Source organism: Klebsiella sp. GG_Kp146 (assembly GCF_040061975.1).
GTDB lineage: Bacteria > Pseudomonadota > Gammaproteobacteria > Enterobacterales > Enterobacteriaceae > Klebsiella > Klebsiella quasipneumoniae.
On the sequence record NZ_JBEAHA010000008.1, the window covers coordinates 180,846 to 194,178 of the forward strand.

At 61.6% G+C, this 13,333-nt stretch carries 7 protein-coding genes; 1 reads left to right on the top strand and 6 read right to left on the bottom strand.

What is annotated here, in order from left to right:
- Positions 1–8 precede the first annotated feature (8 nt).
- Complete coding sequence (locus tag ABLU95_RS10345) at positions 9–938, top strand: sugar kinase (protein ID WP_348879380.1); 930 nt, start codon at positions 9–11, stop codon at positions 936–938.
- Positions 939–992: 54 nt separating this feature from the next.
- Here the strand turns inward: ABLU95_RS10345 and ABLU95_RS10350 are convergent, their stop codons facing one another.
- From ABLU95_RS10350 to bcsB, 6 genes are all read right to left on the bottom strand, one after another.
- A complete protein-coding gene (locus tag ABLU95_RS10350; RefSeq protein WP_023291289.1) occupies positions 993–2,495 on the bottom strand; it encodes a pitrilysin family protein in 1,503 nt (500 codons plus the stop codon).
- 219 nt (positions 2,496–2,714) lie between these two features.
- The gene (locus ABLU95_RS10355; protein ID WP_023291290.1) at positions 2,715–4,001 is read right to left on the bottom strand and encodes a dicarboxylate/amino acid:cation symporter; all 1,287 of its coding nucleotides are present in this window, start codon (positions 3,999–4,001) and stop codon (positions 2,715–2,717) included.
- A 156-nt stretch (positions 4,002–4,157) separates the two neighbouring features.
- Positions 4,158–6,164, bottom strand: coding sequence for a biofilm formation regulator HmsP (gene hmsP, locus ABLU95_RS10360; protein WP_210726508.1), 2,007 nt, complete (start codon positions 6,162–6,164; stop codon positions 4,158–4,160).
- Positions 6,165–6,407: 243 nt separating this feature from the next.
- A complete protein-coding gene (gene bcsC, locus ABLU95_RS10365; RefSeq protein ID WP_348879381.1) occupies positions 6,408–9,887 on the bottom strand; it encodes a cellulose synthase complex outer membrane protein BcsC in 3,480 nt (1,159 codons plus the stop codon).
- A complete protein-coding gene (gene bcsZ, locus ABLU95_RS10370) occupies positions 9,869–10,978 on the bottom strand; it encodes a cellulose synthase complex periplasmic endoglucanase BcsZ (RefSeq protein ID WP_023291293.1) in 1,110 nt (369 codons plus the stop codon). Before bcsZ ends, bcsC begins: the two co-directional genes overlap by 19 nt.
- Before the next feature lie 3 nt (positions 10,979–10,981).
- Positions 10,982–13,333 carry a cellulose biosynthesis cyclic di-GMP-binding regulatory protein BcsB gene (gene bcsB, locus ABLU95_RS10375; RefSeq protein ID WP_348879384.1) on the bottom strand — a complete coding sequence of 784 codons (2,352 nt, stop codon included), beginning with the start codon at positions 13,331–13,333 and terminating at the stop codon, positions 10,982–10,984.

Consider the following 13,333-nt stretch of genomic DNA (forward strand, 5'->3'; position numbering starts at 1 on the left):
TTCTGGCTATGTCTAAAAAAATTGCCGTCATTGGCGAATGCATGATTGAGCTGTCAGAGAAGAACGGGGCCGTTAACCGCGGCTTTGGCGGCGATACCTTAAACACCTCGGTCTATATCGCGCGGCAGACGGATGCCAGCGCGCTGAGCGTCCACTACGTCACCGCGCTGGGAACCGATGCGTTCAGCCAGCAGATGCTCGACAGCTGGCAGCAGGAAAACGTCAACACCAGCCTGATCCAGCGGATGGCCGACCGCCTGCCGGGGCTGTATTACATTGAAACCGATGACGCCGGCGAGCGCACCTTCTACTACTGGCGCAACGAGGCGGCGGCAAAATTCTGGCTGGAGAGCGATCGCGCGGCGGCGATTTGCGAAGAGCTGGCCACGTTCGACTATCTCTACCTGAGCGGCATCAGCCTCGCCATTCTCAGCCCGGCCAGTCGTGCCAGGCTGTTCACCCTGCTGCGTGAGTGCCGCGGCAACGGCGGCAAGGTGATCTTCGACAACAACTATCGCCCGCGCCTGTGGGCCAGCCAGGCGGAGACGCAGCAGGTCTATCAGGAGATGTTCGCCTGCACCGATATCGCGTTTCTGACCCTCGATGATGAAGACGCGCTGTGGGGGGAAAAACCGGTCGCCGAGGTGATCGCCCGCACCCACGCCGCCGGCGTGGAAGAGGTGGTGGTGAAGCGCGGAGCGGATGCCTGCCTGGTCTCGGTGAGCGGGCAACCGCTGCGGGAAGTGCCGGCCGTCAAACTGGCCAAAGAGAAAGTGGTGGATACCACCGCCGCCGGCGACTCCTTCAGCGCCGGCTATCTGGCCGTGCGCCTGACCGGCGGCGATGCTGAATCCGCCGCCAGACGCGGACATCTGACCGCCAGCACGGTGATCCAGTATCGCGGGGCGATTATCCCCCGGGAAGCAATGCCGCAATAATCCTCACCTGTAAGCGCTCTCCGGCCGCCGCTGGCGCGCCGGAGAGGCGTCAGGTTACTGCCCCGACGGGATGTCGCTGGCCTCGCTGTGGGCGTCAACCGTATCGGCGCTGCCGCTGGTCGCTGCGGTCGCCGGACTCGGCGCCATCAGTTTTTCCCACGTGGCCTGCAGCTCCTTCATGTTGTATTCCGGTTCGCCTTTCGGCTGCTGCAACACCAGCGCCATATCCTGAGACAGTTGCTGACGCAGGTACTGGTTCAGCATGTCCACCGTCAGGGAGTTGAGGAACTCCTGACGCAGCTTCTGGTACTGCTCCGGCGCAATATCCACCACCTGATTTTGCAGGGAGCGCATGCGCTGGCTCATCAGAATGTCGGTATCGGTGCGCGCATAGGTGGCAAACAGCTTCTGCAGCTCGAGGCTTTTCTGAGCGATAAGCGCATCAAACTCCTCCTGCGGCAGGCCGTTGTCGCGCACTTTCGCCAGCTCGCGCGAGACCACGCTCAGGTTGTTATTCAGGCGCTCGCCCGGCGATTCGATATTGATGGCGCACTGCGCGCGCTGATAGAGCACCCGGCAGTCAAAACCAAGACCAATATCCTTGACGTTATTTTTGCTCAGGCTCTGCTGCACGTGCCAGAACAGCGCTTCGCGGGCGAGGTCGTCACGCCAGTAGCGCTGCAGCGCCGCGGAGTCGCGGATCGGCTGCCAGGGGGCGTCCCACATGATGGACAGTTTGTCCTGGCGCACGGCGCTGGTCATGATGCTGACCGGCACGGTGGGCAGCGGCGATAAGGTCGGCACCGCCGCGGGCGTTTCCCGCTTGCCCTTCAGATCGCCAAAGGTTTTGCTGATTTGCTCAGCGACGCTGCGGCTGTCGACGTTACCCACCACGATCAGCGTCATGGCGTCGGGGGTGTACCATTTTTGATAAAAGTCTTTCAGATGCGCCACGTCGATCGGCTGCTTCAGCGGCGCAGCAGGATCGTGGCCCAGCATGGTGGAGCCCTTGAGGCGATAGCGCCACCAGCCCTCTTTGGTATCCAGCGGCCAGGTCGCCACCATGTCGTTGCCCTGCAGCGCGTGATTGATCGATTCAGGCGTAATGGTCAGTTTACCGCTGGCGTCCGCCAGCCAGCTCAGCGCCTCTTTCAGCAGATCGTTGCGGTTATTCGGCAGGCTGAGATTAAACATCGTGTAATCGTAGGAGACGATGGCCGGCGGCAGAGGACGCTTCGGGTCAATACTCTGCTGCCACAGCGAGCGCGCCTGCATCGTCGGCAGGCTGCCGCTTTGCGTCAACGCCAGACGGGGAATAAAACGGCTGAAACCGCTCTGCTGAGTGCTTTCGCTCAGCGAGCCAATATTCACGGACAGACGGACTTCGATACGGTCGCTGGGACGCTGCGGCGTGGCCAGCACCTGCCACGACAACCCATTCGCTAAGGTCCCTTGTTGCCAGGCCGGATCAGGCTGGAGCGCTTCTGCCTGCACATAACCGGCCGCCGCTACCATCAGCAAACCGCCCGTTAAGAGTTTAATTGTTGTGCCCTGCATGTGAACCCCTGATGAACATTCCTGGTTACAACAGCATCCCACTGACGGGCTGCCGAAAAAAGTGAGAGTGAAATACGTCGGTTAGACCACACGGAGACGAAAATGTCGCATGACAACGTAAAATAATCATTTCGTGTCATTCCCGCCGGGCGGAAATGACCTCTAATTATGCGCAGGAGCCCGTACTCCAGCAAGGGAGTACGGGCCTAAGAGGAGGATTTAAGAGGATAATTCGTGCGTTTTGTTCGCGGGAACACGGTTATTCAGCACATCATCCATCTGTTTGGCATCGAGTTCTTTAACCCATTTCGCGACTACCACCGTGGCGACGCCGTTACCCACCAGGTTAGTCAGCGCACGGGCTTCGGACATAAAGCGGTCAATACCGAGGATCAGCGCCAGGCCAGCCACCGGCAAATGCCCGACGGCCGAGATGGTCGCCGCCAGCACGATGAAGCCGCTGCCGGTCACTCCCGCCGCCCCTTTCGAAGAGAGCAGCAGCACCACCAGCAGGGTGATTTGATGGAAAATATCCATATGGCTGTTGGTCGCCTGGGCGATAAAGACCGCCGCCATCGTCAGATAGATAGAGGTGCCGTCGAGGTTGAACGAATAGCCGGTTGGGATCACCAGACCCACCACCGATTTACGACAGCCGAGCTTCTCCATCTTGTCGAGCATGCGCGGCAGCGCCGATTCGGATGAGGAGGTCCCCAGCACGATCAGCAGCTCTTCGCGGATATAGCGGATAAATTTAAAGATGCTGAAGCCGGTGGCTTTGGCGATTGACCCCAGCACCACCACCACGAACAGGATACAGGTGATATAGAAGCAGATGATCAGCTGGCCCAGCTGCACCAGGGTGCCGACGCCATATTTACCGATGGTGAAGGCCATGGCCCCGAAGGCGCCGATCGGCGCCAGGCGCATGATCATATTGATGATGCCGAAGATGACCTGCGAGAAACTTTCAATGACGTTGAAAATCAGCTGGCCCTTGCTGCCCAGACGATGCAGGGCAAAGCCAAACAGAACGGCGAACAGCAGAACCTGAAGGATGTTGCCGCTGGCGAAGGCGCCAATGACGCTGCCCGGGATCACATCCAGTAAAAAGGCCACTACCCCCTGGTCTTTCGCCTGCTCAGCGTACACCGCCACCGCTTTCGCATCGAGCGTCGACGGATCGACGTTCATCCCGGCCCCCGGCTGCACCACGTTGACAATAACCAGACCGATAATCAGCGCGATGGTGCTAACCACTTCGAAATAGAGCAACGCCACCGCCCCGGTACGGCCAACGGCTTTCATGCTCTCCATTCCGGCGATCCCCGTCACGACGGTACAGAAGATAACCGGAGCAATCACCATTTTAATCAGCTTAACGAAGGCGTCGCCGAAGGGTTTCATTTGCGCGCCCAGTTCCGGGTAAAAATGGCCCAGCAGAATACCGATCGCTATGGCCGTCAGAACCTGGACATAGAGGCTTTTAAAGATAGAGGTTTTCATAGGGTGTCCTTTGGGAATAACCACAGAGCAAGAAGGGATATTTGACGTCTGTGGCTTAAAAATAACACCCTGGAAACATTTCAGAAATAACTAACGCCGAAAGTGCAACGCGATTGTTAAAATCTTTGAGCTGACTCGCACAAGTCAACAAAATATTTACAAATTTGCATCTTCGCGGACCGGAGATAAATAGCGGGCGCTGAACGCCTCCTGCGGTAAAGCGCAACCGAACAGGTGGCCCTGGAGCACCTCGACGCCGGCGGCTTGCAACCAGCGATACTGGTCTTCCGTTTCCACCCCTTCCGCCACAATGCGCAGCGACAGGCCGCGCGCGAGCTGGATTATCGCCGGCACCATGCTGACATCCTCCGGCAGCATATCGATGAATACCTTATCAATTTTCAGAATATCCACCGGCAGAGCCTTCATCTGCTGCAGCTGGTGCAACCCGGCATAACCCATGCCAAAATCATCCAGCGCAATCCGCACGCCGGCCTCGCGCAGAGGCCGCAACCGCGCCATCACATCCTGCGGATCGTCCATCCGGCAGCTCTCCGTCACCTCAAGGATGAGGGTGCCCGGCGCAATGCGGTAGCGGGCGATCAGCTTCAGCATCTCCTCGCCACGGTCGTGCTCCAGCAGCTGGAGCAGGGAAACATTGACCGACAGCGGCAGCATAATGCCCTGGCTTTGCCAGGCGGCCAGCTGGCGGCAGGCCTCTTCCATCACCCAGTAGCCGACCGGGATAATCAGCCCGCAGGACTCAATGCGCTCAATCAGCGTCGGCGGTAGCGACCAGCTGCCATCCGCCTGCCGCTGGCGCAGCAGCACCTCGGCGCCGCAGAGCTCGCCGCTGGCGCAGGCCACCTGCGGCTGCAGCCAGATCGCGAACTGCTGGTTGTCGAGGGCGGTCATAATTTCGTGCTCTTCCATCAGGCGGCGCTGAGCCTTTTCCATCTGCTCGGGATCGAAGAACTCAATCTGATTTTTACCTTTGCGTCTTGCGGTGACCGCGGCCGAGACCGCGCGCCGGTAAAACTGTTCGGCGCTGAGCCCGGGGTGGAACATGGCGATCCCGACGCTGGCGTAGGGCCGCAGCTGCAGACCATGCAGCGGTAAACGTTCATTAATAATAGTGAGCACTTGCTTACTTATCGTCACCGCCTGCCAGGATTCGGCGAGGCCATCGGCGAGAATGGCGAAGTCATAGCCGCTTACCTGGGCCAGCACCATCTGCGGCGGGATCGCGGCGCGCAGCTTCTCCACCAGCGTCAGGAGCAGCATTTCGCGCTGGCTCTCCTTGAGCACGCCGGCGGCGTCCTGCAGGGTTTCACAGGCGACGACGATCAGCGCGGCGCTTTGCGGGCGGGCCACCGTCTGCTCCAGCATCGCCAGCAAAAAGGCTTTATTCGGCAGCTCGGAGACCGGGAAGCGGGTCGACTGGATGGACAGCTCATCATGCTGGCGCACCAGGCTCTGCTGGTTGCGGTTATAGCTGCGCACCAGCATGCCGATCTCGTCGTCATGGTGCAGGCGCGGGAGGGTCAGCTGATGGCCAAGACGCTCCTGCTGGGAGAGATCGTTCAGCTCGCGGGCGATACGCCGCAGGGGGCGAACCATCAGCCGGTTGATGCACCAGGTGAGCGCCACCGTTAGCATCAGCACCAGAAGTAAGTAAGCAGTCACTAACGTAGCAAGGGCGCTCATGACGAATTTATACATGCGATAGGAGTCAGCCTGCAGCACCAGATAGGCCAGCGGCTGCGGGTTGGCCGGCCGCTCCAGCGAATAAATGGGCAGCGAAATCTGCACCGGCAGCTCAAACAGCCGGGTGATGGTCACCGGCACCGACCGCTCAGGGATAAACCGCATCCGCAGCGCCTGGAACTGGTTGGGCAAGACGACATCCGCCCGGCTGACGATGCCAGCAGGCTGGATACGGCTTAAAATGGCTTCCGCTTCCGGAATATCGGCTTTCAGAATAGCCGCAGACAGCGGTTCGCGAACGGATCGCGCGATACTTTCTAACTGCGTGGCCGTGGTAAAGCGACTCTGTTGCACAAAGTGAAACAGCAAAATAGTGCAAAAAACCAATACAAAGGCCATGGACACGCTCGCGACCATCGCCATCTGTTTGATTGTAAGTGAACGGCTGACGCGCAACGGTGTTCTCCACTGATACTGAATGCATACCCGGCATTAATCCTTCAATCCCGGTCGTTTCAGGCTGATTATATACTTAAATCCTTCGCCCACGCCCGCGAGGGATGAAGTGACGGGATAGCTCCGCGCGGTGGCGCAGACGCCGGAGAGACCTCCCCGGCGGCCGACGGTGGGCAACGCCTCACGAGTATACGCGAAGCGCGCCGTGGAGTGGTGCTCTGTGACGTAATTCAGCCTATTCTGCTACCAGTCGGCGTAAGGCACCAGCGGCTGGGGCGGCATATCCAGATCCCCCTGCCAGCCGGCCGCCGAATAGCGCACGTAAAGCAGCGCATGGCTCGGGGTGTAGTCCTTCGCCTGCTGAATATCGACCGCGGCGCCAACGAACCAGTTGCTGGTCACCCGCCGCTCCACCAGCGCTCTGGCGGTGTAACCGAATCCCTGGCTGCTGCCGCCCTCCTCCGTCAGTTCGCTGGCGCGCTGTCGGTAGTCGGACGGGATCAGGTTCAGCAGCGGATAGCGGGCTTGCGTCTGGGTACGCGAATGGGACCATGATACCGATCCGCCGAGTTCCCAGGACCAGTTCTCCGTGCGCTGTCGCCAGGTCACCGGCACAGCGAACGAGAGATACTCCTGCGGGCTGTAATAGCCACCCTGGCCGAGGGTGTAGCCGCTGAGATCTTTGTCGTAGTGCCAGATCATATTGTTGAGGCCGACGGTGACGCGACGATTATTCTCGTTAATCACCTTATAGTAGTAGCCGGTCATCCAGCGCACGCGCCAGTTATCCGCCACGTTTTTACCGGTCAGCGAGTCGGCCCCCAGCGAGGACCAGATACCGTGCGCTTCGCCCCGATCATAGCTGAGGCTCACACCGCCGCCGTCGGCGCGAACGCCGCCCCAGGTGGTGCCGGTATGGCTGTTGCTGTCTTTCTGCCCGCCAAAGGAGAGCAGCGAGCTGGAGATGGGCCGCCGGTGCACGTTGACCGTGTACCCCACCGGCCCGACGTCGCTGCTGTAGCTCAGGCCGCCGACCACATCGACGACATTGAAGCCCATCGGCGTGGTGCCGATATCGCCGCTCCAGGTGTCATTCTTCCAGCCGACCGCTACGCTGGCCCCGCTGTCGGTCTGATTTTTACTGCCGCTGGTACAGGCGATCTCCCCGCAGGTGCCCCAGCTGGGCGAGTAGCTCCCGTCGCTGTGGGTGGAAAAGCTGCCGGCATCCATATTGACCAGGTCGGTGCGGAAGAACATCCGGCCATCCGCCAGCGGGGCATCCACCTGCAGCATGGTGGTATGCGCCTTGAGGTCGGAATAGCCGCCGGTGCCGCTGGATCCCCAAAAGTCGTGTTCCAGGGTGACGTTCAGATCCTGCTGGCGATAAAGGTCGGCGGCATCGCTGCGGATCCCGCGCTTCAGCCAGTCATCCCGGCTGTCGTTGCGCGTCAGCCGGGTAAAGGTATCGTTATCCTGCGGCTGCGCGGGGGTGATGCCGGAGGCCACCATCGCCTCCCGGTAGTGGGTCAGCGCCTGCTGCGGCTCCCCGTTCCGGGTGGCAAAACGCGCGGCATCGCGCAGCACCAGCGCGCTCTCCATCGAGGGCGGCTGCGCCTTCGCCTGCGGCACAATCTGGTTAAAAATCTGTTGGGCGTCAGCGGTATCGCCAAGGCCGGCTCGCGCCAGGGCGACCCGCCGCTGCATATTCATGGATTCGGCCTCTGCGCCTTTCAGCTGCATGACCTGCGCCCGGGCGGCCTGTTTATCGCCCTCGGCCAGATAGACTTCCGCAAGGCCGAGGCGCGCATCGCCGTTGTCGGCTTCCTGACGCAGCACCCGCTGATAGTCGGCAATCGCCGTCTGGTTGTCCCCGCGCTGCTGGGCCCAGTCGGCCAGCGTCAGGTCATAGCGCACCGAGGCCGGCTGCTGTTTGATGAGGGCGATCGCCTGCGCTTCCTCGCCGCTGTCGCGCAGCTGGTTCGCCTGGCGCAGCACCCGGTCGCTTTGCAGACGCGCCTCCAGTTCACGAATGTTATCCGTCCATGCGCTGCGCGGCAGGGCGGCGATTTGCGCCAGCGCCAGATCGTCCTGGTCGTTCCCCGACAGGTAAAGCCCCGAGGCGTAGACCCGTTCAGCATCCTGCGGCTGGCGGTTGACCATCGTCCGCATCAGCGCATCGGCTTCCTGGCGTTCGCCGGCGCTGACCAGATCCCGCGCCAGACGATAGGTGATCCACACGCTGTCCGGATCGAGCGCCAGGCGCCGACGCTGAACTTCCGCCGCCTGCGCCCAGTTGCCCTGACTCTCCAGAGCCTGCGCCTGTTTCTCCAGCCGGTCGTTGTTCAGGCTGCGTTCGATATCATCGATGCTGCGCCGCTGGGCGGCAGGAAGACCAGCGATCCAGGCGCTGGCTTTCTCGGGCGATTCAGCGCGATAGAGGTTGGCCAGGCCGCGCACCGCCAGATTATTCCCGCGATCCAGGCGCAACGCCTGCTGATAATAGCGCTCCGCCGCCGCCGACGCTTTGCGCGCCGCCGCGACGTCGCCCAGCCCCAGCACGGCATAGCTGTCGGTCCGATCGACCCGCTGCGCCTGGGTATAATAATTCTGCGCCTGTGAAAGCTGACCGGCCTTCAGGGCGTTATCCCCCTGCTTGATCAGCAGCCAGTAGCGGTTGGTTTGCAGCAGGCTGTCCCATTTGCCGCGATTCGGGCTGTCGGGATCCATGGCAATCGCTTTATTGAGCTGGGCCACCGCCCGCGCGCGGTCGCCGCGCTGGGAATAGGCCTGGCCGAGGGCGCCCACCGCATCGCTGTCGCGGCTGTCGGCCTGAACGGCTTTCTGCAGATCCGCCACCGCCTGCGAGGTATTTCCGGATTTGACCGCCGCCAGCCCTTCCGAGCGGGCGCGGAACGTCGGATCCTGCAGCTGCGCCTGCTGCTGGTCAAGCAGGACGCGGGCGTTCGCCGCCACCGAGCCGGTAGGAAACTGCAGCAGGAATTGCTGCAACGCCTGCACGCTGGCTTTGCTCACCGGCATGCTTTTCACTTCGCTGAACCACATATCGGCGGCGATACCGCGTCCTGAGGCTGAGCGGGCCATTTCCGCCAGATAGGCGAACCCTTCCTGCGGTTTGTTATCGGCAAACATCTGCTTCGCCAGCGCCGTCAGCAGGCTGACGTTGCCCGGCGCGCTGGCGTTCAGTTTTTTCAGCTGGCTGACGCCTTCGCTATGACGGGCCGGCAGGCGCGCCACCAGCGTCCAGTATTCAATAGCGGCATCAACATCATCTGGCACGCCGCCGAACAGTTTTTCATAGGCGGCGATGGCTTCATCGACCTTCCCGGCCACGCCCAGCAGGCGCGCCTGCTGCAGCGCCTGACGGCCCTCGCCGGTGTTGCTTTTCATCTCATTGCGCGACGCCTTCAGCTCAGGGGAATCCGGCGCCAGCTTCGTCAGTCGCTCCAGCTCTTTTTGCGCCCCGGCGGTATCCCCCTGGCGCAGCAGATAGCGCATCCGCGCGGCAATCAGGTCCGGGTTGTTGGGGTCGATCAGCTCCAGACGGTATAGCGACTGGCGCACCAGGTCTTCACGATTGCTGGCCTCGCCGAGGCGCACCTGCTCCAGCAGATGTTCCTGGGCGGGCGTCGTCGCCGCCTGCGCTAACGGCAGCAGCGCGACGCCGAGGGACAGCGTGAGTAAACTTAGTGAGAGCTTGCGCATTCCTGGTTCCAGTCAGGTTGTAATTCGCCACCCGCAGTGAAACGAAAACGGTGTTGATCCCAACCCTGACCGAACAGCGTCAGGACCGCGCTGTAGTAGGCATCCGCGCCGGGATAGTTATCGGCGACGCGCTGTCGTTGCACCGACCGGGCCTCGTCGTTCTGTAAAAACGGCAGCATCACCGCGGAGAAGCCCACCGGCCCCTGGCCGCTGGTTTTACCGGTGGCGATATTCACTTTCTCCGGCGGTACCCCCTGCTCCGTGGTCTGCGCCGCCATCGGCGCAAAGCGGGCCAGCAGACGCGCTTTTTGCTTATCGCCATCATGAAGCATGCCCACCCACAGGTAGACGCGAATCGCGTCATAGCTGCCGATCAGCGGCTTCTCCGTTTTCAGCTGCCAGCCTTTCCCTTTCTCATAGCGCACCCAGTCCGGGGTAAAGCCTTTCGGCGCGGTCTCCAGCAGCAGACGCAGGTTCGTGTCGCGCAGGGTGGGCCACGGCGCGCCAAAACGCACAAAATAGGTGGCCAGCTGCGGCGGAAGATAGCTGGGGTTAAACCGCCAGCCGCTGTCATCGGCAAAACCGACTTTTCCCGGCAGCAGCATCGTGCCAAGGCCCGGCACCGCCACCGTCTCTTCGTCGACAATCCGCGCCAGCAGCGCTTTCCCGGTCTCGGTGTACTGCGGCTGCTGCCACAGGCGCCCCGCCTCCAGCAGCGCCCAGGCTATCCACAGATCCGAGTCGGATGCCGAATTGCTGTCCAGCAGCGTCCACTGTTCGTCGTCCTTTTTCCCCCACAGCCAGCCCGGCAGATGCTGCCGCAGGTCGCCCTCCGCCAGGTTGTTCTGCGTCCAGGTCAGCAGCTTGTCGAACCCCGCGCGATCGTTGGCCGCCAGGGCAAAGAACAGGCCATAGCTCTGTCCTTCGGAAGTGGAAATTTTGCGCGCATCGCTGGGGTCGATCACCCGCCCCTCGGGGCTGACGTACGCTTTCTTAAACTGCTCCCAGGCGGGCCACTGGCAAGCGGCGCTCGCCTGGCCCGCCGCCAGTACCAGCGCGGAGAGCACCGCGCCGCAAAGTACTTTCATCATCGTTTATTCATCATCCAGGCTAAGGCGGCGGCGGCTGATAATGCGCAGCATGCGCCACAGCACCCACGCCAGCAGCACGATACTGACCGCGGCGAAGATCGCCAGCAGTATCGGGTGGTTAGAGAGCGCGAACCAGATGCGCTCGAACCAGGGCAGATGGCCAACATAGTAAACATCGCCCACCCGCAGGCTGTTGACGCCGGATTCACGGATCACCGCCACCGAGCCAAACATCGCCGCCCGCTTACCGCTGTCGTTGAGGGCGTTGGTCAACAATTCATTACCGCGCGGGCTGTCGGCCAGCAGGGCCACCACGCTACGCTGATCGTTGTAGGGCGACTGGAAGCCAATCACCGCCGCCATCGGTCCGGAAGAGGTGATGTCGGTGCGGGTGTTGGGCGTGCGGGCCTCGTCATCGGGATAAATGCTCGCCAGGTCATAGTGGCGCATCGGCATTTTCACCCAGCTTTTGGTCGCCTCGACCAGCAGGTTGATTTTGGTATCGTCCTTGAGAGACGAAGGGATCGCGCCGATCAGCAGCAGATCCGCGTCTTTATTCTTGATCTGGTTGCCATCGTCGGTCATTTGCAGATTAATCGCCGCCAGGCCGGTCTGCGAACCGATGCCGCCCAGCGCCTGCAGCAGCGTCGCCACCTGGCCCTGGGTCGGCGCCTTCGGCACCACCACCAGGGTGTCGGCGAGGTCAGCCATTCGGCTGTAAGGGAAGCCCGCATTGGCGAAGACGCGCAGGTCCGGCAGCGCAATAAAGTGATAATACTTCGAGAAGTCGATGGTCGAATCGTCGCCGATCACCACATGGTTCTGCACAGGCTGGAAGGTAATACAGTTGTCGATGGAGCCGCCGGGCATCGGGTTCATGTACTGGAAGTCAAAGCGCAGCTGGTTCACCGCCCCAAGACGCAGCGCGGGGATGGTGACCTCCGATTTGCCGTCCAGCAGCCCCTGCAGCACCGGCAGGCGCAGGATCAGTTTGTTCACGTCCTGGGAGCTGTTAAGGCTGAACGACTGCAGGAACTGGTCGTTGAGGCTGATATCCATCCGCGAACTGTCCTTCACCGGCGGCATGGTGTAGCGATATTTCAGATCCATATCGATGCCGTTGGCCCGCAGCAAATAGAGATCCGGCGGCAGGTTAAGCGCCACGGTGATGGCATCCGGCACCAGCCCGCTGGACTGCAGCTGTTGCTCATAGGTTTTCAGCTCAGCAAAGGTGACCGAGCGGTCGGTGCGCACCCAGTTTGGCGCATCGTATGGCTGCCGCGGCTGCAGGGTTTTGATGCCGTCCACGGTGACGCTGCTGCCGCGGAACAGAATATTGCCCTGGGCAATCCCCTTCGCCGCCAGCAGCAGGTCTTTATCATCGCGGCCGAAAATCACCAGCAACTTGACGTAAGGATCGTTCGGGTTGTCGATCATTTCGATGGTCGGCGCGTTGACCGGCGGATGATCGCGCAGGAAATCCGGACGCTTGTCGTTGGTGGCGAAGACAATGGCGTTACGATCCGGCAGTTCGTTGAAATAGACCGGGAACTGCTGGCCGCGCCAGCCGGCCTTGCTGCCGAACCATGAGGCGATAATCGCCGCCGCCTGCTGCTGGGCCACCGCCGGCGAACCCGGGAAAATCATCGGCAGCGTCAGCGGGCGGTTGTCGCGCGGATCGTAGAACGGCACCGGGAAGTGCGACAGATCGTTATGCACCTTCAGCGACTGGTAGGTGAGATCCAGATAGCTTTCGCGCCCGACGTCCAGCCACAGCGTGCTGCTGGCCGGGTTTTCGCAGACATCGCGATAGTGGCCGACAAACTCCAGCCGTATGCGGTTGAAGTCGGTGATATACAGCGGGTCAATCGGCAGCTGCGCGCGGATCTTTTTCCCCAGCTGCTCTTTGGTGACGGGCAGGACGCCCATCAGCTCATCGTTGAGATAGACTTTCAGCTGCGACTGCACGGGCAGCAGCGAGGGCGACGGGGTATATTCCAGATTGAGCAGCGCGTTGGCGACCAGCTCATCGCTGCGCATGCCGAATTCGACCGAGGCGTCAGGCCGTGAGCCGCGCAGCACAATGCTGCCCGGAGGCGGCGCGGTGGTGGCAAAGGTCAGCTTCACCTCCCGCTGCGGGATATTCTCGGCGACCACCGCCGGTGCGGTCGGTTCGGCGAGGGTCGCCGTCGGCTCGCCAATCGTCACCGGCGCGGGCGCGGGCGGGGTGGCCGCCTGCGGCTGAACGCCAGGAGCCGGGTTCACCACGGCGGCCGGCGCCGCGTAAGAGGCCAGCGGATACCAGCTGCACATGCCCACCGCTACTGCACACATCCAGGAAAGTTTTCTTTTCAT